The sequence below is a fragment of the Kushneria sp. AK178 genome (assembly GCF_053903105.1).
The window spans coordinates 1,307,967-1,334,190 of the sequence record NZ_CP096381.1; the positions used below are offsets into that span (position 1 = coordinate 1,307,967).

The following is a 26,224-nucleotide window of genomic DNA, read 5'->3' on the forward strand; positions in this document are numbered from 1 at the left end:
GCCTCATTGCAAGGAAGAACAAGGATCATGGGCCAGCGTATCTTCTGGACCGCCGCCTCGCTGACCGGTCTTCTCTCGACCATGGCTCAGGCGGCGCCCCAGCCACTGCCTGCAAGCGAACTTGACTGGCAGGCCTGGGGAGATGACCGCCCCGCCAATGCGCTGTGTCGGGGGCGCTATATCATGCCGGACTATCGTATCGAGCCCGGCAGTACCCCCTCACAGGTGCGTACCGAATCCGATGACGCCGGCTATGGCAGCAACGGGGAAACCCTGCTGGATGGCGAGGTGGTCCTGCGTCAGGGGGAGCAGCAGCTCGAAGCGCAGCGTGCCACCCTCAATGAGGCGCGCACGACCGTCTCGCTGCAGGGCCCGCTGGCCTATCGTCAGCCCGGTTTTCTGGTGCGCGGCGATCAGGGCGAGGTGGCGCTCAACAGCGATGCCGCCGAGATCGATCAGGCCCACTACGTGGCCCACCAGCAGCGCCTGCGCGGTGACGCCGGCCGGCTCGCGCGGCTGGAGGATGGCCGCTACCGTCTTCAGAACGCTTCCTTTACCACCTGTGAGCCGCAGTCAAGCCTCTGGCGGCTGGTCAGCAGCGATATCACGCTGGATCAGGCGCAGGGGTATGGCACGGCGACGCATGCGCGCATGGAAATCGAGGATGTGCCGGTCTTTTACTGGCCCTGGTTGCGCTTTCCGATCGATGATCGTCGTCTGACCGGCTTTTTGTGGCCGTCCGTCAGCTACGGCAGCGACTCGGGGCTTGATTACGCCCAGCCGTTCTATCTCAATCTGGCCCCCAACTACGACGCTACCGTGACGCCGCGCTATATCTCGGGTAGAGGCGAGGCAATCGGCGGGCAGCTGCGCTATCTCTTCGACGAAGATGCCGGCACGCTGGAAGGCAACTATCTCGGCCATGACGATGGGGGCGACGACAACGACTTCAAGGGTGAGGATCGCTGGTTCATCCGCTATGCCCATGACGGCCGCTTTTCGCCGCGCACGACCTATAACCTGCGCTATGGCGGGGCCAGCGACGGCGACTATTTCGACGACTTCGGCCAGACCTTTGAAGCGCAGGACACCGACAATCTCGAGCGTCTGGCGCGTCTGAACTATCAGGGCACCACCTGGAACCTGCAGGCCCGCGCCCGCGGCTATCAGAAACTCGATGAGCCACTGCGCGAGACCGACAAGCCGTTCTACGAGCTGCCGGCGCTGCTGGCCAGCGCCCGCTGGGACCAGGCCGGCGGTTTCTACGAGGAGTTCAACGCCAGCGCGACCTACTTCTGGCGCGATGTGGACTACAGCGATGCTTCCATCATCCCACAGGAGTCCGCCACTGGCGCGCGAGTGCATGTAGCGCCCGCCGTCGGTTTTCGTCGCTCGCCCTCCTGGGGCTTTTTCGAGCCGCGCGCCGAACTCATGGCGACCCAGTATGACCTGAACTGGCGCGACCGTGACGATACCTCGGACTTTGATGACACGCCCAACCGGGTGCTGCCGGTATTCTCGGTGGATTCGGGGCTGATATTCGAGCGTGACACCAGTCTGTTCGGCAGTGACTGGCGCCAGACCCTGGAGCCGCGCCTGTACTATGCCTACGTTCCCCATGAGGATCAGTCCGAGCTGCCGCAGTTTGATAGCCGCGAGCAGCCGCTGTCCTATTCACAGCTCTGGTCTCCCTATCGCTTCAGCGGCTCGGACCGCGTGGGAGATACCAACAAGGTCTCCTACGGGGTCAGTACCCGCTTTCTGGAAGACGATACCGGCCGTGAGCGCCTGGGGCTGTCGGTGGGGCAGAGCCGCTATTTCGAGGATCGCCGCGTCGTTGATGCCCGCTTCGAGAATCGCGTTCTCAATGAGGAGAGCGAGCTCTACTACCGCAATACCCGGGATCGCTCGCCGATCATCGCTGAAGCCGACTGGCAGATCAGTGACCGCTGGTCAGCGCGCCAATCCTTTTTCTATGACGATCATCGCGATCGTACCGAAAAAACCTCGTCGTATCTGACCTATCAGGACACGGATAATCTGATTCTCAATCTGGGCTATCGCTGGACCGTACAGGACTTCGATCCTTTCGGGGATCAGGATGATCGCCTGACCTATAACCGTGAAGAGTACGACATCTCGGCGGCCTATCGTCTGACGCCGGCAATTTCCCTGCTCGGGCGCTATCTGTATGATCAGACCAACAATCGGACGCTCGAAACCCTGGCCGGGGTTCGCTTCAACGACTGCTGCTATGGGGTTCAGCTCGCCTGGCGCGAGTATATCGATGACAACGATACGGCCCGCATCGATGATGACGATCGCAAGCACGGCCTCTTTTTGTCCTTTATCTTCAAGGGACTTGGTAGTGTCGGGCAGGGCAGCAGCGATGGCTACTTCTCCGAGGCCATCCCCGGCGTCCGCGAAAATGACTTCGGGGCCTATACCGGCATAGGCAACCGGCCCGCACGATAGTCGTTACTTGAGCCGTAACCTGCAGCAGGGGCATGTTCCTGCTGCACTACTGACGATACGTCGGTTTCATGAATGAGAAGAGAGATGTCATGAAGGCACGCAACGCAAAAACGCTGGCCGCTCTGGGCCTTGCGCTGAGTCTTTCCGTATCGCCGCTGGCAGTTGCTGCCGTGCAGCCTTTGGATCGTGTCGTTGCCGTGGTCAACGATGAGGCGATCATGTCCGGCGACCTGGATCAGCGCGTGGCACAGGTGCGTCAGCAGATGCAGTCACGCGACATCGGCATGCCGGATCAGGATGAGCTGCGCGAACAGGTGCTCTCGCGCATGATCACCGAGCAGATCGAGCTGCAGATGGCCGAGCGCGCCAATCTGAGTGTCAGCGACAGCGATCTCAATCAGGCCATGCGCGGCGTGGCGCAGCGCAACAACATGACACTCGAGCAGTTTGCCGACCGGGTCGAGCAGGAGGGCATGAGCTACGGTCAGGTTCGGGAGCAGGTGCGTCGTGAGCTTTTGATTACTCAGGTGCAGCAGCGCAGCGTGGCCGGTCAGATCAATATTTCCGATCGCGAAGTGGATCAGTATCTGAAACAGGCCGGCAGCAACGCCAACGTGCAGTATCATCTTGCCCATATCCTGATTGCCGTACCGCAGGCGCCCACCCCGCAGCAGGCCGAGGCTGCCCGCGACAGGGCCGAGCAGCTGCGCCAGCGCATTGTCTCGGGGCAGGCCGGGTTTCAGGAGGTCGCTGCGGCCCAGTCCGATGGCCCTCAGGCGCTGGACGGCGGCGATCTGGGCTGGCGCAGCGGCGCCGAGATGCCCAGCATCTTTGACGATGTGGTGCCCGGGCTGAACCCGGGCGATGTCAGCGAGCCCATCCGCAGCCCCAGCGGCTATCATCTGATCACCCTGCTGGACAAGCGCGGCGGCGGCAATGCCGAGCAGCAGCGCGAACAGATCCGGCGCACGCTCTTTCAGCGCAAGGTCAACGAGGAGCTTGAAGCGTGGACGCAGGAGATTCGCGCCTCGGCCTACATTGATAACCGGCTGGAACAGGGCAACGGCTCCAATCCCTGACCCCTCCCGCCGCTTTTCGGGCGTCAGCGCTGATGAAAGGCCGCGAGCACTCCTCGCGGCCTTTCATTGATAAAGGCAGTCACCTCTTACGCAAGGATTTTTCATGTCACGACAACCGGCCCCCATGCGGGCGCGCAAGCGCTTCGGGCAAAATTTCCTCCAGGATCACGGGGTCATCGAGCGTATTGTCGCCTCGATACATCCGCAGCAGGGTGACCGGCTGGTCGAAATCGGACCCGGCCAGGGCGCGCTGACCGAGGTGCTGCTGGCAACGCATGGGGCGCTGGAGGCCATCGAGCTGGACAGGGATCTGATTCCGGGACTTCGCACGCGCTTTTTCAACTATCCCGATTTCCACATGATCGAAGGCGATGCGCTGGCCTTCGATTTCAAAGCGTTTCGCGGCGAGGGCCAGCCGCTGCGGGTGGTGGGTAACCTGCCCTATAACATCTCCACGCCGTTGATCTTTCATCTGCTGGGCGCCGGCGATGCCGTGCGTGATATGCACTTCATGCTGCAAAAGGAGGTCGTGGCGCGTCTGGCGGCAGAGCCTGGTACGGGGCAGTGGGGGCGGCTGTCGGTCATGACCCGCTACTACTGTCAGGTGGAGGCCCTGTTTGATGTGCCCCCCGAGGCCTTTGTGCCGCAGCCGAAGGTGGACTCCAGCATCGTGCGGCTGGTGCCATGGCAGACACGGCCCCATGTGGCGCATGATGAAGCCCTGCTGTCCGATCTGGTGCGGCGCGCCTTTTCCCAGCGGCGCAAGACGCTGCGCAACAATCTGCGTGATGTCACAAGCGCCGACGCACTGGAGTCGCTCGGGATTACCCCCTCGCGTCGCCCGGAGACGCTGAACGTCGGTGAATTCGTGGCGATTGCCAATCATCTGTCCGAGAGAGCCTCATGAGTGAGCCTGCCCGGAATATCGTGGTCGAGGTGGAAAGCTTCTACCTGCCGCAGGAATCGGATCCCTGCCAGCAGCGCTTTGTGTTTGGCTATCGGGTGGCCATTCGCAACCAGTGGGACTATTCCATCCAGCTGCTGGCCCGTTACTGGCGTATCTCCCAGGGCAGTGGTGATGTGCGCGAAGTGCGCGGCGAAGGAGTTGTGGGCAAGCAGCCCATGATTGCGCCGGGCCTGCCCTTCAACTACAGCAGTCGCGCCATTCTCGATAGCGAGGTCGGCGTCATGGAGGGCAGCTATACCGTCATGGCGCCGGCACTGGGAGAAACGTTTGATGTGACGATTGCTCCCTTCCGGCTGGCCTGTCCGTTGCACTTGCACTGACGGTGCAAAAGGGCAATCTTGTTTTTATTCAACGGTTTTCGGAGTAGACAATGACGATCTGGGCCATCGGTGATTTGCATGGCTGCGGCCATGAGTTCGATGCGCTGCTCGAGGCCATCGATTTTGTACCCGGGCGTGATCATCTCTGGATTACCGGTGATCTGATCAATCGTGGCCCACGGTCGCTTCAAACGCTGCGCCGGGTCCATGCCCTGCGCGAGCATGCCAGCGTCGTGCTGGGCAATCATGACCTGCACCTGCTGGCGGTTGCCTTCGGGCAGGCGCGCCTCAAACCTTCGGACACGCTGGCCGACATCCTCGACGCGCCCGATCGCGACATGCTGCTGGAGTGGCTGCGCTGCCGGCCCCTGATGGTCGAGTCGCAGACACATCAGTGCGTCATGACCCATGCCGGTCTGCTGCCCCAGTGGTCCATCGAGCGTGCCCGGCAGTATGCCCGCGAGGGTGAGGCGATGCTCTCCTCGCGACAGTTTTTCGACTTTCTGCCGCACATGTATGGCAATACGCCGGCGCGTTTTGACCCAACGCTGCGCGGCAACGACCGTCTGCGTGCCATCATCAACGTGTTTACCCGGATGCGCTTTATCGACGCGCATGGCACCCTCGATTTCAGTGCCAAGGAGGGGCTGGATAGCGCCCCCGAAGGCTTCAGGCCCTGGTTCTGCTTTGAGCGGGGAGACACCGAGCGGCTGATCTTCGGCCACTGGGCGGCGCTTGAAGGCCGTGCACCGGGGGCGCTGGCCAATGTTCGATCCCTGGACGCCGGCTGTGTCTGGGGCGGTGCCCTGATGGCCATGAATCTGGAAACCGATCAGGTCGTCACGGTGGCAGCGCATCCGCGTGACTAGGCGCCGGGCACGACGTCATACACACGTTCAAAAGAGGTCTCATGTCCTTCCATCATCTCGATCACGATACCCTGAAACAGTGGCAGGACAGCAACACCGCCCATGAGGTGGTGGATATTCGCGACCCGCTCAGTTTCAGTCAGGGCCATATTCCGGGCAGCCGACATCTGGACAACACCAGTGTGGGCGATTTTGTCGAGCAGACACCGCAGGAGCGTACCGTGGTGGTGGTCTGCTACCACGGTCATTCCAGTCAGCAGGCGGCGACCTGGCTGGTCGGGCAGGGCTACGAGAAGGTCTACAGCCTCGATGGCGGCTTTACCCACTGGCAGCACCATCATCCCGAGCAGGTGGTGCGTGACGAGGGGGCGGGGCCGCAGTGATTCACTTTGAGCTCGATGAGGCGCTGCAGGGTCTGGAGGTCTACTGCGTGGGCGGTGCCGTGCGCGATGACCTGCTGGGGATTGCTCATGATGACCGCGACTGGGTGATCGTGGGGGCCACCAGCGAAGAGATGCGTCAGCGAGGGTTTCGTCCGGTAGGGCGGGACTTTCCGGTCTTTCTGCATCCTGAGACCCACGAGGAGTACGCCCTGGCGCGCACCGAGCGCAAGTCCGGACACGGTTATACCGGCTTCGAGGTCCACGCGGCCCCCGAGGTAACGCTGGAGGAGGATCTGGCGCGTCGCGATCTGACCATCAACGCCATGGCGCAGGACAGCTCGGGCCAGAGAGTGGACCCTTTCGGAGGCCACAAGGACTGCTGCACCGGCACGCTGCGTCATGTGTCGGATGCCTTTGTCGAGGACCCGCTGCGTATCCTGCGCACCGCTCGCTTTCTGGCCCGCTTTCGCCCGCGCGGGTTTGCCGTGGCCGATGAGACGATGGCACTGATGGTCACCATGGTGGCAGACGGGGAAGTCGCCCATCTGGTGGCGGAGCGGGTCTGGCAGGAGATCGAGCGGACGCTGGGCGAGCCGGACCCGGCGGCCTTTTTCGAGCTGTTACAGCAGTGCGGGGCGCTGGGGGTTCTGATGCCGGCGCTGGACGAGGTGCTGACATACGGCCTGTCGCGGATGCGGACTGTTGAAGCCCCCATGGCGCGCTGGGCGCTGTTGACCGCCGATCTGTCCCAAAAGGTGCTGACCGCGCTGTGCGAGCGCTACCGGGTGCCCGGCGAATGGCGCGACCGGGCGCTGATGGTCGTGCGCAGCCGGGCGCTGCTGTCATCCTCGCCCGATGCTGACCAGGTGCTGGCCTGGGCACAGGCCATGGACGCCTGGCGGCGCCAGTCACGCCTTGATGAGGTGCTCGACATGCTGGCCGTTGCCGGCTTCGATATGCCGGTGGCCGCGCTGGCACGGGCTCTCGACCGGGCGCGACAGGTGTCACCGCAATCGCTCATGGCACAGGGGTATCAGGGCGCAGAGCTGGGTCGCATGATCGACGCCGAGCGCCATCGTGCTATCGAACGTGCACTGGCGCCAGCGTGACGGCTTCCCGGGGCGCCGGCGCTGAAATCTCTTTGCCCTGCCACTCGAAGGCGACCGGCCAGAGCGTCTGCGAGTCGGCATCAAAGGTTTGCCACAGGTCGCGATAGCGGGCCCGGCTGACGGGGTGGCGATAATCGCCGAAGCTTTCGGCCAGCGGGCGCAGCACGAAGGCGTTGCGGGTGATCTCGTCGCGCGGCAGGGCAACCCCGTCAATGCAGCCGGTCAGATCATCGACACACAGGATGTCGATATCCAGCGCCCGGGAGCTGAACTTCGGTGCGCTGTGGTCGCGGCCGTTATCGCGCTCGACCGTCTTGCACCACTGCTTGAGACGGGCCACCGACCAGGAACACGAGGCGCCGACCACCAGGTTATAGAAGTTGCACGGGCTGTCAAAGCCCACCGGATGGCTTTCAAAGACCCGCGAGATCAGCAGTTCTCCGAAGGCGTCGTGCAGGGCCGAAAGCGCGGCATCGATACGCTGGTGGCGCCGGGTGTTGCTGCCCAGGCTGAACAGTACGAACGCCATGTCAGCCGCGATACTCGCCGCGTTCGATACGCACGCCCACGAAGGCGGCATCTGCAACGGCGCCGGGCTTTTTCAGCGTCAGTCGCAGCCAGGCGATGCCGAACTCGTCGCGAAGCAGGGCGGCGATACGCTCGGCCAGGGTTTCCACCAGCTCGAAGCGGTGTTCGTTGCAGTAGGCCTGAAGGCGCTGGCTGATGGCGGCATAATCCAGCGTCGCGCTCAAATCATCATCCTTTGCGGCCCGGGCAATGTCGCAGCCCAGCTCCAGGGTCAGCAAAAGGCGCTGATGGATGTGCTTTTCCCAGTCATATACGCCGATCACGGCTTCCAGCGCCAGCTCTTCGATCAGTACCACGTCCATGGCGTCACTCCTGTCATGGGTTGTCGGGGTCAGTTCCGGGGTTGCACCGGGGGCGCCAGCTCGGCCAGCGGCCAGCGTGGCGTGGCCAGCATGGCCTGCTCATCGCGCTCGCCGGCCATCAGGCGCTGCGCACCGACATAGGCAATCATGGCACCGTTGTCGGTGCAGAATTTGCCTCTGGGATAAAAGGCGCGCGCGCCTCTTTTTTCCAGCGCGGTGTCAAGGCGCTGGCGCAGGCGCTGATTGGCACTGACGCCACCGGCCACCACCAGCCGCTTGAGCCCGGTCTGATCCAGCGCGCGGCGGCATTTGATGACCAGGGTATCGACGACGGCGTCCTCGAAGGCGCGCGCCACGTCGGCGCGGGTCTGATCATCCAGGGCGCCTTCGGCTTCCAGCGCCCTGATGGTGGTCAGCGTATGGGTTTTCAGACCCGAGAAGCTGAAATCCAGACCGGGGCGGTCCGTCATCGGTCGTGGAAAGCGAAAGCGGTCGGGGTTGCCCTGCTCGGCCAGGCGGGCAATATGCGGGCCGCCGGGATAGGGCAGCGAGAGCATGCGGGCAGCCTTGTCAAAGGCCTCGCCGGCCGCGTCATCCACGGACTCGCCCAGCAGCTCATAGTGGCCCAGGGCGTGTACGGCCACCAGCTGGGTATGCCCGCCGGATACCAGCAGGGCGACAAAGGGAAATTCCGGGCGCTCGTCTTCCAGCATGGGCGCCAGCAGATGCCCTTCCATGTGATGCACGCCCAGCACCGGCACCTGCCAGGCCCAGGCCAGACCATGCGCGGTGGCGGCGCCGACCATCAGCGCACCGACCAGCCCGGGGCCGGCGGTATAGGCGATGGCATCGACATCACGATGCTCGAGACCTGCCTGTGCCAGTACCTGATCGACAAGCGGCAGCAGGCGGCGCACATGGTCGCGCGAGGCAAGCTCCGGGACCACGCCGCCATGTTCGATATGCATGTCGATCTGGCTGAACAGGGCATCGGCCAAAAGCCCGTGCTCACTGTCAAACAGGGCGATTCCCGTTTCATCACAGGACGTTTCGATCCCCAGTACGCGCATGATGTGTCCTGATTCCGGTAAGGGCGTCTATTCCAGATGGGCGCCCGGCCTGCGGTGATGGCCGCGGCAGGCGAGGCAGGCAAGTTTACCCGTTTGTACTTCTCGCGTCAGGCGCTTTGCAAACCGAAGGCGCGACGTTTATAATGCGTGTCCCTGTAATACCGGGCTGTGCTTCTGGCCGCTGATCGCGGCGTCTTCCGTGGATCCGTTCAAGCGGATCATGACCGGTCAAGTGCCGCATCGACGGCATTGAGCACATTCAAACCTCATTGATCTCCTAAGGTGGTGATTGCTTAATGCCTTCCGTCAAAGTACGTGACAACGAACCGTTCGACGTGGCTCTGCGTCGTTTCAAGCGCTCCTGTGAAAAGGCTGGCGTGCTTTCCGAAGTACGTCGTCGTGAGAATTACGAAAAGCCCACGGCCGAGCGCAAGCGCAAGGCAGCAGCTGCTGTCAAGCGTCATGCCAAGAAGCTGCAGCGTGAGCGCAAGCGCTTCGAGCGGTTGTATTGATCCGTACCTGAGCGTATGCCCAACGCTTCAGCGGGATGCCGAACGGCCGCCAATGGCGGCCGTTCGTTTTTATGGATGGTGATGAAGCAGGATGGGGCGCGACTGTCACGGCCGTCAGTGTCATCATCGACAAGGCAACACGAGCACCTGATACACCGGACATTCCGAACCAGAAGGGGTGGCAACGTTGTAGCAGGCGTGACCACTGACCCCTGAGGTAGTGCAGGACATCATGGCCGGCAGAATCCCTCAACGATTTATCGATGATCTACTGGCGCGCACGGATATCGTCGATGTCATTGGCGCTCGTATACAGCTCAAGAAGACAGGGCGCAATCATTCAGCGCTTTGTCCCTTTCATCAGGAAAAGTCTCCTTCCTTTACCGTCAGTGCCGACAAGCAGTTCTATCACTGCTTCGGGTGTGGCGAGAGCGGCAACGCGCTGCGCTTTATCATGGAGTTCGATCGTCTGAACTTCCCCGAGGCGATCGAGGCGCTGGCGGGTAGCATCGGCATGGAAGTGCCGCGTGAGGGAGAAAGCGACGAACAGCGTCAAAAGGCGCGCGTGCAGGCAAGGCGTGAAGAAGAGGCCGTCAACCTGCTGGAGCTGGGGACACGCTTTTATCAGCAGCAGCTGGCTTCACCGGCGGCCGATCAGGCCCACGAGTATCTGTCGCGTCGCGGTCTGAGCGACGACATCGTCAGCCGTTATGCCATCGGGTACGCGCCTGCCGGCTGGGATGCGCTCAAGCGTCACCTGAGTGACAAGGGCGTGGATGAAAACGTCCAGGTCGAATACGGCCTGCTGGTCAGAAAGGAAGAAACCGGGCGCAGCTGGGACCGGTTTCGCGACCGGGTCATCTTCCCCATTCGGGACTGGAAGGGGCGTACCATCGGTTTCGGTGGTCGGGTGCTGGGGGATGAAAAGCCCAAGTACCTCAACTCGCCCGAATCCCCGGTCTTTCACAAGGGGCGAGAGCTTTACGGGCTTTACGAGACCCGGCAGCAGTCGAAGCGTCCCGAGCGCATGCTGATCGTGGAAGGCTACATGGATGTGGTGGCCCTGGCGCAGCACGGGGTCGATTACGCCGTGGCGACGCTGGGCACGGCCACCACGGAGGAGCACCTGCGGCGCCTGTTTCGCCTGGTCGATGAGGTGGTGTTCTGCTTCGACGGTGACGCCGCCGGCCGGCAGGCCGCGCATCGCGCCCTGAATACCGTACTGCCGCTGATGATCGACGGTCGTCAGGCGCGCTTTCTGTTTCTGCCGGAAGGCGAGGACCCGGATTCGCTGATTCGTCAGGAGGGGCGCGATGCCTTTGAACAGCGCATCGTGCGGGCCGGTTCGCTGACAGAGTATCTGTTCGATCATGCCGGCGAGGGGCGTGACCTGCGCCGCATCGAGGATCGCGAGCGCTTTGCCAGCGCCGTGCTGGAAGGCATCAAACGGTTGCCGCAGGGGCTTTTGAAATCGCTTTTGATGCGCGAGCTCAGCGAGCGTACGGGGCTGGAACGCGCCACGCTGGAAGAGCTCTCCGAGGGCGGAAAAAACGCCGCTGCGCCTTCGTCGCAGCCATCGCAGCAGCCCGATCGGATGGGCGAAACCGGATATCGGGGCAAGCCGACGGCGCAGGCAGCATCGCATCGCCGGCAGGGCGGGACTACCCTGAGCACGAGTGGGCGAATCCTGCATCTGGTAGTGCATTCCCCGGCACTGGTCGAGGCGCTTCCCGAGGGGGAGGCCTGGTGCCCCGACGATGAGGACGGCCGGCTCCTCGGAGAAGTGGTCAGGCTGATCCGCGCCGGTGGCTACCGCTCCTCGCAGGTGCTGCTGGCGCATTTTCATGGCAGCCACCACGGTAGCCGACTGCTTGCCCTGCTGCAGCGGGAGCCGCTGATTCCCGGACCGTTGCGCCATCGGGAGGTCGAAGTGCTGGTGGCGCATTTCGAGCAGCAGCGTCAGCGCTTGAGTCCGGAGCGTGAGCTTGAAGCGCTGCAGGCCCGGGAGCGCAATGGCGAAAAGCTCACGCGTGAGGAGGCGGGTCGGCTGTGGCAGCTGATCTGTGAGATCAAGCGCTGACGGCCCCTGTCGCGGGGTTGAAACAAGCGTTTATCCCCCTTATTTAGTGGGGATATAACGATAGGCGCTGCATCGCTTGTGGCGCCTGCATCAACATACAGGATTGGTGAGAAGCGTCAGCCTTCTGCTGTCGGTTCCCTGCTGGTCTATACTGGATTGCCTGGCATGCCTTTCGGCATGATCCAGGCGCTTCACTCTTCTTCGAGATAGGTTTCTATGGCTGGAAATACACCGCAGTCACGTCTGAAGGAGTTGATCGCGCGAGGCAAGGAACAGGGGTTTCTTACCTACGCCGAGGTCAACGACCATCTGCCTGAGGATATTGCAGATCCCGATCAGGTAGAAGACATCATCGGCATGATCAACGACATGGGCATCAATGTCGTTGAAGAGGCGCCCGATGAAGACACGCTGATGATGTCGGATCAGTCTGCTGACGAATCGGCCGCCGAAGAAGCTGTCGCAGCGCTGGCGGCCGTGGAAAGTGACGTTGGCCGCACCACTGATCCGGTACGCATGTACATGCGTGAAATGGGCACCGTGGAGCTTCTCACGCGTGAAGGCGAGATCGAGATCGCCAAGCGTATCGAGGAGGGGACCCGCGAGGTCATGGCGGCGCTGGCAAGCCTGCCGGGCGCTGTCGACTCGATTCTTGAAGCCTACGATGCCACTCAGGACGAAGAGGCCCCGGGGCGTCTGTCGGATCTGTTTTCCGGCTTTATCGATCCCGATGAAGGGGTGCCGGGCGTGGCCGAGGTCGAAGAGCCGATGCCCGAGATTGTCGCCGATGACGCCGTCGACGGTGACAGCGACGACGACAGCGACAGCGAGGAGGAGAGCGACGACGAGGATGATACGGCCTCCGAGGGCGGCCCGGACCCCGAGCTGGCCCGCGTTCGCTTCGAACAGATCCGCGAGCAGAACGAGAAGGCCAAGACAGCCATCGAAGCGCACGGTCTGACCTCTTCCGAGGCCCGCACCGAGCAGGCGCGTCTGGCAGAGCTGTTCTCGCCGATCAAGCTGGTGCCGCGCCACTTTGAACGCCTTGTCGGCCAGCTGCGCCTGAGCGTCGGCCAGATCCGCGAGCAGGAAAAGACGATCATGCAGCTGTGCGTCAAGCGCGGCAAGGTGCCCCGCAAGACGTTTATCGCCTCCTTCCCGGGACGTGAATCCGATACGACCTGGATCGATGACTTCATCGAGCGCAACGGCAAGTATGCCGGCAACGTCGAGCCGCTGCGCGGCGACATCGAGCGGGCACAGCGCAAGATCGCCTTTGAGGAAGAGCTGGCCATGCTGCCGGTCTCCGAGCTCAAGGACATCAATCGCCGCCTGTCGATCGGCGAGGCCAAGGCGCGTCGTGCCAAGAAGGAAATGGTCGAGGCCAACCTGCGACTGGTTATCTCGATCGCCAAGAAGTACACCAACCGCGGCCTGCAGTTCCTGGATCTGATTCAGGAGGGCAACATCGGTCTGATGAAGGCGGTCGACAAGTTCGAGTATCGCCGTGGCTACAAGTTCTCGACCTATGCCACCTGGTGGATTCGCCAGGCGATCACGCGCTCGATCGCCGATCAGGCACGCACCATCCGTATTCCGGTCCACATGATCGAGACGATCAACAAGCTCAACCGCGTCTCGCGCCAGATGCTTCAGGAGATGGGCCGTGAGCCGACGCCGGAAGAGCTGGGCGAGCGTCTCGAGATGCCGGAAGACAAGGTGCGCAAGGTGCTCAAGATCGCCAAGGAGCCGATCTCGATGGAGACGCCCATCGGCGACGACGACGACTCGCATCTGGGCGATTTCATCGAGGACTCCACCATGGTGTCACCGATCGACTCGGCCACCGGCGAAGGCCTGATCGAGGCCACGCGCAACGTGCTGGGCGGTCTGACGGCGCGCGAGGCCAAGGTGCTGCGCATGCGTTTCGGCATCGACATGAATACCGACCACACCCTTGAGGAAGTGGGCAAGCAGTTCGATGTGACCCGCGAGCGCATCCGCCAGATCGAGGCCAAGGCGCTGCGCAAGCTGCGTCATCCGTCACGCTCCGAGTCGCTGCGCTCCTTTATCGACGAATAAACAACCGTCGTGGCCTGCACTCACGCCCGCTCCCTTTTGGAGCGGGCGTTTTTGTATCCGTCAATAACAGCCCCGGTGCTCAGGGAAGCGGCGCACGTCTGGCCTCGGCACAGATCCAGTCGTGAACGGCACGAATGCGGGGGTCATCCAGCGCGCCGAAGGCATGCACGATGGCATAGTGACGCCCGGTGTTGACCCGCTGTGTCAAAGGCGCCACCAGCTCGCCGCTGCTGAGCTCGTCGCGCAGCAGCGTCTGACGCGCGATGGCGATGCCCATGCCGGCACGGGCGGCCTCCATGGTGAGATCGTGGCGGTTGAAGCTGTAGCCGCGCTGGATGCCATCGGTATCGGCGCCGATGGCCGACAGGTAGTGATGCCACTCGCCGTGCGGGCTGCTGCCACGCCACGCCGTCACGTCATGCAATAGCGGATAGTGTGTCAGCCGGTCGGGATGGTTCAGCGCCGGGCGATGGCTGAACAGCGCCGGTGCGCAGACCGGAAAAATGACCTCTTCCATCAGCGGGGTGGACGCCATGCCGGGGTAGTGGCCATCCCCCAGATCGATCGCCAGATCGAAGTTTTCTTCGGTCAGGTCGCGGTCGCTGTCTTCAGCGTATAGATAGATGTCCAGCGCCGGCAGCTGTGCCTGCAGGCGTGGCAGCCGGGGCATCAGCCAGCGGGTCAGAAAGGAGGGCACGCAGCGCAGTATCAGCTCGCCACTCATCAGGCCGCGGGAGAGGCGCTTGAGTTCCTGGTCGATACGACCGTGGGCGCTCAGGACCGCTTCGGCCAGCCGCTCTCCCTCGGCCGTCAGCGAGAGTCGGCGAGGATGGCGGTGAAAGAGCCGAAAGCCGAGTCGCTCCTCGAGCATGCGAATCTGCTGGCTCACGGCGCCGGTCGTGACGTTGAGTTCACCCGCTGCCCGGGTAAAGGAAAGATTGCGTGCCGCACAGGCAAAGACATGCAGACCGGCATGCATGGAAGTCGTGGCTGAAGGCATTGAAGACTCGGCGTCAGCGATGGCCCGGCAGTCGGGCAATATGGGTGACGGTTTAGCCAGACTAAACCCTGGTTGCCTATTTATGCTTTGAAAGGCGCTTCCATGCAATACATGCTGATCCCATCGCGCTCAAGGCCAGTGACGGTTTAGCGCTCCTTACACCGATCATGAGGTGACAGCATGCCTATCAGCGTCTTCGAATTGTTTAATATCGGCATCGGCCCCTCCAGTTCTCATACGGTAGGCCCCATGCGTGCGGCCAGATTCTTTCTGGACGCGCTGGACAGCCGGCAGGATACGTCACGCGTGACCGGCATCGAGATTCATCTTCATGGCTCGCTGTCGGCCACCGGTGTCGGTCACGGTACCGACCGCGCGGTCATCATGGGGCTGATGGGAGAGCTGCCGGCCACGATCGATCCGGACATCATTCCTCCCGCCATCGATGAGCTGCTGGAGTCGCAGGTGCTGCGGCTGGGCGGGCGAGTCAGCGTGCCGTTTCTCTGGGAGCGGGATTTCTACTGGTCCAACGACCCGCTGCCGCGACACCCCAATGCCATGACGCTGGTGGCCACGCTCAGGGATGGCAGCAACGTGACCCAGACCTGGTATTCGGTCGGTGGTGGTTTTGTCATCAATGCCGCCGATGAAGAGAGCGCCGATACGGCGCCCGGCGTCGCGCTGCCGTTTGATTTTGACAGCGCCGAGCAGCTGCTCGAGATCTGCAATCGCGAAAACATGAGTATTGCGCAGGTCATGATGGCCAACGAGCTCTCCTGGCGCAGTGAGGAGGAGGTCCGTCAGGAGCTCTTCAACATCTGGCAGGCCATGCAGGCCTGTATCACCAAGGGGCTCGAGCAGAACGGCGTCCTGCCCGGCGGGTTGCAGGTCAAGCGCCGCGCCGCGGGGCTTCTGGCCCGGCTGGAGCGCGCCGAACAGAACCTGATCGCGACCACCTTCTCGGCGATGGACTGGGTCAACCTGTTTGCGCTGGCAGTGAATGAGGAGAACGCTGCCGGCGGGCGCATGGTGACCGCACCGACCAACGGCGCTGCCGGCATCATTCCGGCCGTGCTGGGCTACTGGATGAAGTTCGAGGAGACCGCCTGCGAGCGTGGCGTGGTGGACTTTTTGCTGACGGCAGGCGCCATCGGCATCCTGTGCAAGAAAAACGCTTCGATCTCGGGCGCCGAAGTCGGCTGCCAGGGCGAGGTCGGCTCGGCCTGCGCCATGGCGGCTGCCGGTCTGTGTCAGGTCATGGGCGGCACGCCCGAACAGGTGGAGAACGCCGCCGAGATCGGCCTTGAGCACAATCTGGGACTGACCTGTGATCCGGTGGGCGGTCTGGTGCAGGTGCCGTGCATCGAGCGCAACGCCATCGCAGCGGTCAAGGCCATCAATGCGGCGCAGTTTGCCCTCAACGGTGATGGCACCCACTTCATCTCGCTGGATCACGTCATTCGGACCATGCGCGAAACCGGTCGCGACATGCAGAGCAAGTACAAGGAAACCTCGCTGGGCGGTCTGGCCGTCAACTACGGCCTGGCCGTCAACGCCATCGAGTGTTGAGCCCCGGGCGGGTCATGACGACGACGTCATGACCCGCCGGCAAGCACCAGCGCATAGGCGGCCACCCCGGCCGCCACCGGCAGTCCGAGCGTTCGTGTCCTGTACCACAGGGCGAGCGTGGCGACACTTCCCGCCACCGTGGCGCCCCATGTCACGGCACTGTCAGGCTGAGGCAGCAGCGAGACACCCATCAGGGCAGCAATCAACAGCGGCGCCAGTACCACCGGCCATGCCGGCATGGCCATTGCCCTGTCGGCAGCGGAGACACGGCGCAGCCGTCGCTGCATCCAGTAAAGCGGCAGCATCCGGATCAATAGCGTCCCGAGGGCCGTGGCCCCGGCGGCCAGCCAGATGGCATGGGTCATGATGACCTCCCGTTCGCGGTATCGGGGGAAAGGTAAAAACACAGCGCCCCGAGACCGGCCGCCAGCGGTATTGCCACACTGGTCATGTCCAGCAGGGCGAGCACCAGCGCGGCCAGGGTGCTTGCCAGCAGCGCCATGGCCCAGCGCACGGATGTACATCGCGGCGCCAGCAGCACCAGAAACAGGGCCGGCAGGGCAAAGGAGAGCGCATCGGCCAGAAGCGGCCACTGTGTGATCAGCTGCTCGCCGGCAAGGCTGCCCGCCAGCGTGCCGCCGCCCCAGCCCATCCATGCCAGCAGGGCCGCCCCGGTGTACCAGCCCATGCGGTCCTTCTCCTCCATCAGCGGCAATCGGTAGTGGGCCAGGGCAAAGACCTGATCCGTCAGGCCGTGCATCAGCCATGGCCAGCGACGGCTCTCGGACAGCCAGGGCGCGAGCGAGGCGGAATACACGATGTGGCGGGCATTGATCAAAAGCGTCAGGGCCACCGTCAGCCACAGCGGGGCGCCGCCTGCAATCATGCCCACGAACAGAAACTGCGAGGCACCGGCGTAGATCAAAAGCGACAGCGCCGTGGCCTCGAAGGCACTGAAGCCGGCCTGACCGGCAACCAGCCCGAAGGAGAGGGCCACCGGCAGGTAGCCGCTCAGCAGGGGCAGGGCGTCACGCACACCCATTCGCCAGGCCGAAGCGGTCATGCTGTCTCCTCGACGGGATAGAAGATGGTCACCAGCACCCTGGCGCCCTGGCAACCGGCGCTGTAGATGTGGGGCTGATCCGCCGAAAACTGATATACCGCTTGCGTTTCAAGCGTCACCGGGGCGTTTTCTGCGCCGGCCTGCAAACTGCCGGCGATGACCTGCAGCGTCTCACGGGTGCCACCGGCATGGGGCGTGGCCCGGCGCACGGCCTTCGGTGAAAGCGTCATCAGATAGATGTCCACGGGGCGACCCTCATGATGGCGATCCAGCAGGGATACCGAGATATCGTCATCGGTTACCGTGGTCTGAGCGGCGGCGATCAGCGCACTGAAGGGGATCTCCAGCTGCAGTGCCAGACGCCAGAGCGTCTCCAGGGTAGGGTTGCCCTTGCCCTGTTCGAGCCGTGACAGGCTCGATTTGGCAATGCCGGCCCGGTCGGCCAGATAAGTCAGGGACCACGCCCTGAGCTGGCGCAGGGTGGCAACACGGTGCCCCAGTCGCTTTAATGCCTCGTCGTTCATGATGCCGGCGTCCGTTGTTCCATATATAAAACGTTCTATATATGGAACATGGCGCTGTCAACCCGACCTGTTGAGGCGCGTATCCGAAAAGCGGCTCCGATCCGGATGAATGGAGATTGCTGAAGGAATTGTCACGCCAGTGACATAGTGGTGTAGGATCGTTGCTATCGTCTCGACTCGTGGGGAGTTTCGTGTTATGCGCCAACCCATGGTGTTACGTCTTCATGCCTCCGGCATTCCGATTGACTGGTTGACGCTTGAAGAAGCGGCGGTGCTGATGTCGCGTGCCAGCGAAGGCGGTGTGGTCTGGTCGGATGGTGAGGCCGCCTATCGCCTGCATGGCGGCACCAGCTCGCTGACCGGCCGGCAATCCTTTATCGACATCCCCGAAGTGATCGGCGTGTCCCCCCCCGTTAACGCCATGCTGGCGTTTGAGCATACCGGCTTCAATCGGGTGCTGTGCAAGTATCGCGAGGGCCTGTGCTGCGCCTACTGCGGCGTCACGGTCACCCGCCAGGCCCTGACGATTGATCATATCCTGCCACGCTCGCGCGGCGGTCAGCTCTCGATGCTCAACGCCGTGGCCTGCTGCCAGCGCTGCAACAGTCTCAAGGCCAACCGCACACCGGAAGAGGCGGGCATGGCACTACTGCTGAAACCCTTCGTGCCTACCATGGCAGAAGTGCTCTACATGATGCGCCCGAAAACCATGACCGCCAGACAGCTCTGGTATCTGAAATGTCAGTTCAAGAATGCGTCCCTGCGCGCCTATCTCACGGAAGCGCTGGCGGCCTGACAGCGCTCAGTAGTTCATCAGAGTCGCCATGCGCTCGCTCAGGGGCGTGCCGCCCAGCATGATCCGTGAGGGGGCTATCGCCACGAAGCGATTGTCCTTCCATAGCGCACTGCGCTGCGCATCGAAGACCACAATGGGCGCAAGATCAGTGCGCTGCGTCTGAGACAGAATCAGCGGCGTCAGGTTGTCGAGAATCAGATGACTGCCGTCATCCATCCGGTAGCGCAAAACGGCATGATAGGTGGGGGTCAACGCGTCCCTGGCAGCCAGAAAATCGAGCCGGTGTGCCGGCATGCCGGCGCTGCGCAGGATCTGGTACTTGGCGATGGCGAAGTCTTCGCAGTCGCCATGGCCATCGCGCGTCAAACGATCGAATCCCTTCCAGATGTCCGCCGCTTCTTCCTGCTGACGTGCCGCGTTGTTGACTACCCGGTTGACGTAGCGCAGCTGCGCCAGTGCGTCACGCTGACGTGTTTCCCTGACCAGTTCGGCTCTCGACTGGGTGATGGCTTTTTCGCGAGTGTCGTCCCACCAGGTAAAGGTGTGCGCCAGCGCTTTCAGAGGGGCTGCCGGACAGCAGATCATCAGGATGGTGGCAAGCATGTGGCGGGCAGTCATGGGCGGCTACCGAAGGTCATGAGGCGGTCGAAAGTACGGTAAGCCTCATGATAACGCCCGCTGCGGGCAGGTCATGGCCGGATCAGGCCCCCCGGAAGGGGCCATTTCATGCTTATCGGCTCGACACGCCCTCGACGCCTGCCAGCGCCGAGTCATGCTCGCCGGCACTGCCGATGACACTGAAGGCGCCATCGGTTTCCAGCACGACCGCATGCACCTGCTCGATATCCGCCATGCCCCTTTCACGCACGGCTGCCAGGATTTCTGCCTTCACCACGCGTTCGCGCTGCATGGCGTCATCACAGTACTGGCCCTTGAACAGCAGCAGCGTGGGCTGAGACTTGATCAGCTTGAGCACCCCGCGGGAGCGCACCGAGGTAAAGGTGATCGCAAACTGCAGGGCCACGATGACGATAAAGGCGGTCACGCTCTGGGCGAAGGAGACCTGTGTGGAGGTCAGCGCCGTCGCCAGAATGGACCCCAGGGCGATGGTGGTGACGAAATCAAAGGCGTTCCATTTTGACAGGGTGCGCTTGCCGGAAACGCGCAGAACGATGATCAGGGTCAGATAGCTAAGGATGCCGACCACGATCGTGTGCATGATGGGGGTCATGAGCTGTACCTTTTAAGAGGGAAAGGAAAACAAGTCTTCAGGGTAGGTGCACAAGCCCCCTGATGTCAGGCGCTCACGACAACCTGGCCGTGGCGTGGCAAAAATCCGTGTGATGGCACCGGAGACATGGCATGACCGATCAGACCGCACCGATACGCTGTCAGTGGGCCCGGCGGCAGGCGCTGCTGGCGCACTATCACGATCATGAATGGGGCGTGCCGGAACCTGACGGACGGGCGCTGTGGGAAAAGCTGGTTCTCGATGGTTTTCAGGCGGGGCTGTCATGGCTGACCGTGTTGAAAAAGCGGGATGCCTTTCGCGACGCCTTTGAGGGATTCGACCCCGAGCGGGTCGCCCGTTTCAACGAGTGCGATATCGCGCGGCTGCTCGGCAATGCCGACATTATTCGCTCGCGGGCCAGGATCGAGGCGGCCATCACCAACGCCCGGGCCTTTCTGCGCATGCAGGCCCAGGGGGAGGAATTCGCGACGTTCTGCTGGTCAATGGTGGGGCACCGCCCGATTCAGAATGTGCCGCCCGTACCGGCGCATACGCCACTGTCTGCTGCCTTTTCGAAGGCGCTCGGGGCAAGGGGCTTTAAATTCGCCGGGCCGACCATTGTCCATGCCTGGATGCAGGCGACAGGGATGGTCAACGATCATGCGCCCGACTGCCACCGGCGTCGGGTCGTGGCGGCGATGGGAGAGACCGCCATGGCACCGCCGTCATGAAGGGGCAGGATGCCGGCCGACATGCGTCGGCCGGCGGCTCCTTTTAGGGTTGAAAATGCATCATTGAAAGAACGGTGTCACCCGACGGATCAGGCGATATGTTCATGAATGACCGCTTCGGGGAAATAGCGACGCAGCATGCGGTTCTGGAAGCCATCCACGAAGCTTGAGTTGATGATGATGATGAATCGCTCATAGGGCTGGCCGTGGTCTTCCTGGCGCAGCGGATTGGCACCGTGGAAGAGACGGTCATCACGCAGGTGCAGCACATCCCCGGGTTCCATGACCTGCTCGGCCAGCAGTTCCTGGCCCGCCCGATCAGCATAGAGCACGCTTTCCGCGCCGCTGACGTTGTGACGGTCCAGCACCATGATGCTCAGATAGCGGCAGCCGTCGGCATGAATGCCCTGGCCCTGCAGCGGATCCAGTTCGCCCGAGCCCCTGACACCGGTGATCTGCATCAAAATCGGCTCATTGGCGCCCAGCCCCCAGAGGCCTGCCCAGGCCTCCACGAAGGCGCGTACGTCGGGGCGGTCCAGAAAGTCCTGCTCCAGTGCCGGATACCAGCGCAGCTTGTCCGCCATGCTGTCGGCGTCATTGAACTGACCGCCCTGTGCCATGGGGCACTCACCAAGGCTTTTCATCTGCCCCTGTTCGTCCAGCGCCAGCCAGGACATGCGCTTCCAGCGGCGATCGACGTAGGGGTCCCGGGGAATATTCCGGGTGAAGGCCTGCCATGCGTCCAGGTCGATATGGTTGCGCACATGCGTAAAGCACCAGTCATGCTCGGCAAGCGAGGTGTGTACGTTGTGCTGCCACCAGGTCTGTACGTTGGTAGTGGTCATCTTTTTAAACTCCTGAAAGGATAAGGATTGACGCCGGGTGTCGGCATTTGCCGACACTCGACAGACAAATGTTATGGGCTTTCAGAAGCAGATGAATGATCATGTGGCGCCCGATAGCGGGAACCGACAAACGGGATCACGACACTGGTAACGCCTGAATTATTCCTTGTGACATGGCGTAAGCTGTTATGCTGACAAAAGATGCCAGCATTTTTGACCAGTCAACCCTTTGCCCAGCCTGATCAGGATTAATCGGAGATGCGCATTTCTCACAGGTACCCGCGCTATGGCTTCGTCCTCTGCACCCTGGGTCTAATATCAGCGCTGGCCATTACGCCTTTCATGAGTGCGCATAATCTGGCGATCCTGCTTCTGGCAGGGGCGCTTGTCGTCGCCATGCTCGCCTGGTACCGGAGCCGTCAGCGCAATCGCCAGCTCTATCAACAGCTGCATCACCCCGCCAATCGACTGGGCAGCCATGAACGCCTGCGCTATGACCGCAGCGAACAGCGTTTCCGGGCACTGCTTGAAAGCCTGCCGCGTGTAGCGGTTCAGGGCTACGACCGCCAGCGGCGCGTCATTTACTGGAACGCCGCCAGCACCCAGCTTTATGGCTATATGCCCGATGAGGTCATGGGCTGCCGGTTTGAAAATCTGATTATTCCGTCACACATGCGTGAGTCGGTCGTGCGCGCTCATCAGAACTGGGTCAACGAAGGCGTCGAAATTCCGGCCAGCGAGATAGAGCTGGTGCACAAGTCAGGGCGTCATGTGGCAGTTTTTTCCAACCACGTCATGCTCGGGCAGCACACCGATAACCCGTTGATGTTCTGCGTGGATGTCGATCTCTCGGTACAAAAGCAGGCGCATCGCGATCTGGAGTTCATTCAACGCTATGATCCGCTGACGCTGTTGCCCAATCGGGCGGCCTTCATTACCGAGCTCAATCGTCTGCTCGAGGATGAGCAGCGTGACAGGGCGCCGCTGGCAGTCTTTTTCATCGATATCGAAAACTTTTCCGAAATCAATGACACCCTGGGGTATGAGCAGGGCAATCACCTGCTGACCCAGGTGGCCGAGCGGCTGTCGCAGTACTGCTATACCTCGGACCTGCTGGCCCGTTTCGGCAACGACGAATTCATCATGGCCTGCACGCAACTGGATTCCAGACGTCATGCGCTGCAATTGATCGACCGCATCAACAGCATGTTCGAGCTGCCTTTTACGCTGGCCGGCAAGTCTCATCGAATAACGGTCAGCCAGGGCATCAGCCTCTATCCCGACAACGGCGAGGATGCCCAGTCGCTGGTCTATGCGGCCAACGTGGCAAGAAACCGGGCCAGAATGCCCGGTGAGAGCCGGTTCCAGATCTTCAGTCACGAATTTCATCGTGACCTGATCTATCAGCATGAGCTGCTCAAGCGGCTGGAAAATGCCATCGATCAGAACGAACTGGCGCTGCACTTTCAGCCCCAGATCGCCCGCAGCGGCCGTATCGAAAGTATGGAGGCATTGCTGCGGTGGTTCCCGACCGGGGGGGGCATGATCTCGCCGGCAGAGTTCATTCCGCTGGCCGAGCGTTTCGGGCTGATGGAGCGTCTGGGCAGCTGGTCCATCGAGACACTGTGCGCTCAGCAGGCCCGCTGGAAGGCGCAGGGGCTGCAGGGCTATCGCGTGGATATCAATCTCTCGGGCGAGCATCTGCGCTCCACCGCGATGCTGGAGAAGCTGGAAAAGGCCATACAGCGCCATCAGCTCTCCATGCGCGATATCGGCATCGAGATTACCGAAAACGTGCTGGTACAGGCCGATGACACGGTAAAAGCCTATCTGCAGACGCTTTACCATCGCGGCATGAAAATCGCCATCGATGACTTCGGGACCGGGTACTCATCGCTGGCCTATCTCAAGCAGTTCCCCGTGACGTCGCTCAAGATAGATCGTACCTTCGTGGTGGATGCCCCCGAGAATCTGCAGGATCGTGCCATCCTGGCGGGGATTGTCTTTATCGGTCATCGGTTGGGTCTTGAGGTTATCGCGGAGGGCGTGGAGACCAGCGAGCAGCTCGAGCTTGTTCATGAGCTCAATGTGGATCTGATCCAGGGCTTTTATTACTTCCGCTCCATGCGAGCCGAGCGTATTACGCCGCTACTGGAAACGCAGCCCCTGTTCCAGGGCCGTCGAGACCTCTCTTCGAAAAAGTGATCATGTCCGGGCAGGCAATCAACAGGATCAAGGATTGATAGCAACGATCCATCATGCCTGTTAGACCTCTGCACGGATCGCTCCGGCCAATGAACACCGCCGGGGGATCGGGCCTCCCGCTCCTCTAAATGGTTGATTTTTTTCTTTTTGGATAATCCAGGTTAGCGGCATTCCGAGCCGATTCGTCCAACAATAGTGGCTATCTTTGGACGGTAATGCATCAATTCTTACTATAATACTGGATGGCTTCTCAACGCGATTCAGGGGTGCATGCCAAGTTGGACAGGGATCGCTGCCTGGTGCGTAACTTCAAACATTATTGTGCGCTTGACGAAACAGAAGCCGAACTTCTGGCAGCGCTGGAAAAGACGCCTCAGACCGTGTCAAATGCCCAGATGCTCTGGGAGGAGAACCACCCCGCTGACACCCTCTGTGTCCTCAGTGAGGGATGGGCCTGTTCCTATCGGTCGATGGACGACGGCACCCGGCAGATACTGAATATCTTTTTACCGGGGGACATTGTCGGGCTGAGCGACTTTTCGCCCCGGCGTCATCTGACGTCGGTCGCCATGCTGACAGAAGGGGTGATCTGTCGTTTTCCACTCAAGAATCTGACAGACATTTTTGCAACATCGACACAGCTGACCACGGTGCTGTTTTCGCTGGCAGGCCAGCAGCAGGCCATCATGGCAGAGCGGCTGGTCAACATGGGTCGGCGCACCGCGCGCGAAAAGGTGGCCCATTTTATCTGTGAAATGCATCTGCGTTTGAGCAGGACCTGCCCGAACATTACGCATCGATTCAACCTGCCGCTATCGCAGCAGGTGCTGGCGGATGTTCTGGGGTTATCAGCCGTGCATGTCAGTCGTACCTTCTCCGAGCTTCGTGAAGAAGGGCTGCTGTACCGCGAGCGCAATCGGATCGACATTCCCGATCTGGATGCCTTCTATGATGTGGCCAATTTTTCGGATGTCTATCTCAGTAACAGCGTCGATGAGCTGCTCAAGCGCTCTGAAAAGAGTCATCATGGTTCGGGGCGGCGTTAACGCCACATTCATGGCCGGGGCGGCAACCGTCGCCGCCCTGTCTCGAGCCTGACAGGCCCTCCGGCCGGTTGACTCGATACCTGCCTGCTGCCGCCATATCGCGGCTACTCCCTTATTGCGTCACCACGAACCGGCCTGTCCGGCAAGGCTGCCTGTCGATTGTCTCCATTGTCATGGGTGCCTGATGTATCCGGTTGCTGTCTCTGACGGGCGTGGCTCACTATACTGCGGCGACAGAGTGATGCCGGAGTCCCGGCGGTAGCCATTGCCCGACATCGCCAGGCCTGGCAGGCTGTCGTTGACCGGGATTGAAAGTACTTGATGCGCCCGTGATACACCCACAGTGGAGACAACCATGACGCCGTCCATCGAACAGTTGAGCGCCACCCGAAGCCATGGTGGCTGGGTCAAGCGCTTCAGCCATCGCTCGCAGGTGCTTGATTGCGACATGACCTTTGGCATCTTTTTACCCCCTCAGGCAGAAGAAGGCCGCGTGCCGGTGCTGTGGTGGCTCTCCGGGCTGACCTGCACCGATGAAAACTTCATGCAAAAGGCCGGCGCCCAGAAAATGGCTGCCAGTCTGGGGATTGCCATCGTCTGTCCGGATACCAGCCCGCGGGGCACCGATCTACCGGGCGAGCATGACAGCTACGACTTCGGTTCGGGCGCCGGCTTTTATCTCAATGCCACCAGAGAGCCCTGGAATCAGCACTATCACATGTATGACTATGTGACGGACGAGCTGCCGTCACTGGTGCGTGACCATTTTCCCGTCAGCGAGCGTGAAGCCATCAGTGGCCACTCCATGGGCGGTCATGGGGCACTGGTCTGCGCTCTGAAACAGCCCGGTCGCTATGCCAGCGTGTCGGCCTTTTCACCCGTCGTGAATCCGATGGACTGCCCCTGGGGCGAAAAGGCCTTCAGCCATTATCTGGGTGACGACCGTGCCGAATGGTCCAATTGGGACGCCTGCGAGCTGGTGATGGCCGGGGCTTCCAAACAGCCAATGCTGGTGGATCAGGGGGAGGAGGATCAGTTCTTGACCGAGCAGCTCAAGCCCGACCATCTGGAAAAGGCGTGTCATATCCAGGGGGTTTCTCTGAAGCTGCGCCGTCATGAAGGCTATGATCACAGCTATTTTTTCGTGGCCAGCTTCATTGATGATCACCTTGAATATCACGCCCATCATCTTTTTGCCGATCAGGCGTAGCCGTTGTCAGCAGTAATCATGTGATGGTGCTCCGGGGTCCCTTGTGGGCCCCGGAGACGTATGGAGCAATACCATGACGGGAAGGCATCCATGGCTTACTGCGTGTAACCTGTGGCCTTCGAGCATCACCGGACAGCGCTGAACGCGACAACAGTCGAGCGTTACAAC

The 26,224-nt window shown here is 61.7% G+C and carries 26 protein-coding genes; 16 read left to right on the forward strand and 10 right to left on the reverse strand.

Features of this window, described 5'->3' with window-relative positions; translation table 11 throughout:
• Positions 1 to 27 precede the first annotated feature (27 nt).
• The 7 genes from M1D97_RS05835 to M1D97_RS05865 all read left to right on the forward strand — a co-directional run bounded on the left by M1D97_RS05835 (position 28) and on the right by M1D97_RS05865 (position 7,202).
• Positions 28 to 2,475, forward strand: a complete 2,448-nt coding sequence (locus M1D97_RS05835; protein WP_456269790.1) for an LPS-assembly protein LptD — start codon at positions 28 to 30, stop codon at positions 2,473 to 2,475.
• An 89-nt stretch (positions 2,476 to 2,564) separates the two neighbouring features.
• The gene (locus M1D97_RS05840; RefSeq protein WP_456269791.1) at positions 2,565 to 3,554 is read left to right on the forward strand and encodes a peptidylprolyl isomerase; all 990 of its coding nucleotides are present in this window, start codon (positions 2,565 to 2,567) and stop codon (positions 3,552 to 3,554) included.
• 103 nt (positions 3,555 to 3,657) lie between these two features.
• Positions 3,658 to 4,461: a 16S rRNA (adenine(1518)-N(6)/adenine(1519)-N(6))-dimethyltransferase RsmA gene (rsmA, locus tag M1D97_RS05845; protein ID WP_456269792.1), complete on the forward strand. Its 804-nt coding sequence runs from the start codon at positions 3,658 to 3,660 to the stop codon at positions 4,459 to 4,461.
• Positions 4,458 to 4,841 carry a Co2+/Mg2+ efflux protein ApaG gene (gene apaG, locus M1D97_RS05850; protein ID WP_456269793.1) on the forward strand — a complete coding sequence of 128 codons (384 nt, stop codon included), beginning with the start codon at positions 4,458 to 4,460 and terminating at the stop codon, positions 4,839 to 4,841. Before rsmA ends, apaG begins: the two co-directional genes overlap by 4 nt.
• A 50-nt stretch (positions 4,842 to 4,891) precedes the next feature.
• Complete coding sequence (locus tag M1D97_RS05855; RefSeq protein ID WP_456269794.1) at positions 4,892 to 5,710, forward strand: symmetrical bis(5'-nucleosyl)-tetraphosphatase; 819 nt, start codon at positions 4,892 to 4,894, stop codon at positions 5,708 to 5,710.
• A 41-nt stretch (positions 5,711 to 5,751) separates the two neighbouring features.
• A complete protein-coding gene (gene glpE, locus M1D97_RS05860; protein ID WP_456269795.1) occupies positions 5,752 to 6,093 on the forward strand; it encodes a thiosulfate sulfurtransferase GlpE in 342 nt (113 codons plus the stop codon).
• Positions 6,090 to 7,202, forward strand: coding sequence for a polynucleotide adenylyltransferase (locus M1D97_RS05865; RefSeq protein ID WP_456269796.1), 1,113 nt, complete (start codon positions 6,090 to 6,092; stop codon positions 7,200 to 7,202). The genes glpE and M1D97_RS05865 overlap by 4 nt, the downstream gene beginning before the upstream one ends.
• Here M1D97_RS05865 and folK read toward each other — a convergent pair.
• The 3 genes from folK to tsaD are packed head-to-tail and all read right to left on the reverse strand — an operon-like array spanning position 7,174 to position 9,162.
• Positions 7,174 to 7,731: a 2-amino-4-hydroxy-6-hydroxymethyldihydropteridine diphosphokinase gene (gene folK / locus M1D97_RS05870; RefSeq protein ID WP_456269797.1), complete on the reverse strand. Its 558-nt coding sequence runs from the start codon at positions 7,729 to 7,731 to the stop codon at positions 7,174 to 7,176. The two genes, M1D97_RS05865 and folK, sit on opposite strands and share 29 nt — an antisense overlap.
• Position 7,732: 1 nt before the next feature.
• A complete protein-coding gene (folB, locus tag M1D97_RS05875; protein WP_456269798.1) occupies positions 7,733 to 8,092 on the reverse strand; it encodes a dihydroneopterin aldolase in 360 nt (119 codons plus the stop codon).
• Positions 8,093 to 8,121: 29 nt separating this feature from the next.
• Complete coding sequence (tsaD, locus tag M1D97_RS05880) at positions 8,122 to 9,162, reverse strand: tRNA (adenosine(37)-N6)-threonylcarbamoyltransferase complex transferase subunit TsaD (RefSeq protein ID WP_456269799.1); 1,041 nt, start codon at positions 9,160 to 9,162, stop codon at positions 8,122 to 8,124.
• A gap of 296 nt (positions 9,163 to 9,458) precedes the next feature.
• On the opposite strand from tsaD, the gene rpsU reads away from it, so the two are divergent.
• The 3 genes from rpsU to rpoD all read left to right on the forward strand — a co-directional run bounded on the left by rpsU (position 9,459) and on the right by rpoD (position 13,836).
• The gene (gene rpsU, locus M1D97_RS05885; RefSeq protein WP_086622362.1) at positions 9,459 to 9,674 is read left to right on the forward strand and encodes a 30S ribosomal protein S21; all 216 of its coding nucleotides are present in this window, start codon (positions 9,459 to 9,461) and stop codon (positions 9,672 to 9,674) included.
• A 232-nt stretch (positions 9,675 to 9,906) separates the two neighbouring features.
• A complete protein-coding gene (dnaG, locus tag M1D97_RS05890) occupies positions 9,907 to 11,754 on the forward strand; it encodes a DNA primase (protein WP_456269800.1) in 1,848 nt (615 codons plus the stop codon).
• A gap of 216 nt (positions 11,755 to 11,970) precedes the next feature.
• Positions 11,971 to 13,836, forward strand: a complete 1,866-nt coding sequence (rpoD, locus tag M1D97_RS05895; RefSeq protein ID WP_456269801.1) for an RNA polymerase sigma factor RpoD — start codon at positions 11,971 to 11,973, stop codon at positions 13,834 to 13,836.
• A 79-nt stretch (positions 13,837 to 13,915) separates the two neighbouring features.
• Here the strand turns inward: rpoD and M1D97_RS05900 are convergent, their stop codons facing one another.
• The gene (locus M1D97_RS05900) at positions 13,916 to 14,836 is read right to left on the reverse strand and encodes a LysR substrate-binding domain-containing protein (RefSeq protein ID WP_456269802.1); all 921 of its coding nucleotides are present in this window, start codon (positions 14,834 to 14,836) and stop codon (positions 13,916 to 13,918) included.
• Positions 14,837 to 15,016: 180 nt separating this feature from the next.
• On the opposite strand from M1D97_RS05900, the gene M1D97_RS05905 reads away from it, so the two are divergent.
• Positions 15,017 to 16,405, forward strand: coding sequence for an L-serine ammonia-lyase (locus M1D97_RS05905; RefSeq protein WP_456269803.1), 1,389 nt, complete (start codon positions 15,017 to 15,019; stop codon positions 16,403 to 16,405).
• Positions 16,406 to 16,431: 26 nt separating this feature from the next.
• Here M1D97_RS05905 and M1D97_RS05910 read toward each other — a convergent pair whose 3' ends face one another.
• From M1D97_RS05910 to M1D97_RS05920, 3 genes are read right to left on the reverse strand one after another with little or no spacing between them, the layout of a single operon-like run.
• Entirely contained in the window at positions 16,432 to 16,770 is a 339-nt protein-coding gene (locus M1D97_RS05910) for an AzlD domain-containing protein (RefSeq protein ID WP_456269804.1), read from the reverse strand.
• A complete protein-coding gene (locus M1D97_RS05915) occupies positions 16,767 to 17,468 on the reverse strand; it encodes an AzlC family ABC transporter permease (protein ID WP_456269805.1) in 702 nt (233 codons plus the stop codon). Before M1D97_RS05915 ends, M1D97_RS05910 begins: the two co-directional genes overlap by 4 nt.
• A complete protein-coding gene (locus M1D97_RS05920; protein WP_456269806.1) occupies positions 17,465 to 17,992 on the reverse strand; it encodes a helix-turn-helix domain-containing protein in 528 nt (175 codons plus the stop codon). The genes M1D97_RS05915 and M1D97_RS05920 overlap by 4 nt, the downstream gene beginning before the upstream one ends.
• Positions 17,993 to 18,188: 196 nt before the next feature.
• Between M1D97_RS05920 and M1D97_RS05925 the strand changes: the two genes are divergently transcribed.
• The gene (locus M1D97_RS05925) at positions 18,189 to 18,788 is read left to right on the forward strand and encodes an HNH endonuclease (RefSeq protein ID WP_456269807.1); all 600 of its coding nucleotides are present in this window, start codon (positions 18,189 to 18,191) and stop codon (positions 18,786 to 18,788) included.
• Between the two features lie 6 nt (positions 18,789 to 18,794).
• On the opposite strand, the gene M1D97_RS05930 is transcribed toward M1D97_RS05925, so the two are convergent.
• Both M1D97_RS05930 and M1D97_RS05935 read right to left on the reverse strand, forming a co-directional pair.
• On the reverse strand, positions 18,795 to 19,406 hold the full coding sequence (locus M1D97_RS05930; protein ID WP_456269808.1) for a transglutaminase-like cysteine peptidase: 612 nt from the start codon (positions 19,404 to 19,406) through the stop codon (positions 18,795 to 18,797).
• A gap of 112 nt (positions 19,407 to 19,518) precedes the next feature.
• Complete coding sequence (locus M1D97_RS05935) at positions 19,519 to 20,019, reverse strand: DUF421 domain-containing protein (RefSeq protein ID WP_456269809.1); 501 nt, start codon at positions 20,017 to 20,019, stop codon at positions 19,519 to 19,521.
• A 131-nt stretch (positions 20,020 to 20,150) separates the two neighbouring features.
• On the opposite strand from M1D97_RS05935, the gene M1D97_RS05940 reads away from it, so the two are divergent.
• Entirely contained in the window at positions 20,151 to 20,750 is a 600-nt protein-coding gene (locus M1D97_RS05940) for a DNA-3-methyladenine glycosylase I (RefSeq protein WP_456269810.1), read from the forward strand.
• 89 nt (positions 20,751 to 20,839) lie between these two features.
• On the opposite strand, the gene M1D97_RS05945 is transcribed toward M1D97_RS05940, so the two are convergent.
• Entirely contained in the window at positions 20,840 to 21,595 is a 756-nt protein-coding gene (locus M1D97_RS05945) for a 2OG-Fe dioxygenase family protein (RefSeq protein ID WP_456269811.1), read from the reverse strand.
• 342 nt (positions 21,596 to 21,937) lie between these two features.
• Here M1D97_RS05945 and M1D97_RS05950 point away from each other — a divergent pair, with 342 nt between their 5' ends.
• The 3 genes from M1D97_RS05950 to fghA all read left to right on the forward strand — a co-directional run bounded on the left by M1D97_RS05950 (position 21,938) and on the right by fghA (position 26,056).
• Positions 21,938 to 23,800 (forward strand): putative bifunctional diguanylate cyclase/phosphodiesterase, encoded by a 1,863-nt coding sequence (locus tag M1D97_RS05950; RefSeq protein WP_456269812.1) that lies wholly within the window; start codon positions 21,938 to 21,940, stop codon positions 23,798 to 23,800.
• 299 nt (positions 23,801 to 24,099) lie between these two features.
• On the forward strand, positions 24,100 to 24,846 hold the full coding sequence (locus tag M1D97_RS05955; protein ID WP_456269813.1) for a Crp/Fnr family transcriptional regulator: 747 nt from the start codon (positions 24,100 to 24,102) through the stop codon (positions 24,844 to 24,846).
• A gap of 355 nt (positions 24,847 to 25,201) precedes the next feature.
• Positions 25,202 to 26,056 (forward strand): S-formylglutathione hydrolase, encoded by an 855-nt coding sequence (gene fghA, locus M1D97_RS05960; RefSeq protein ID WP_456269814.1) that lies wholly within the window; start codon positions 25,202 to 25,204, stop codon positions 26,054 to 26,056.
• Positions 26,057 to 26,224: the final 168 nt, after the last annotated feature.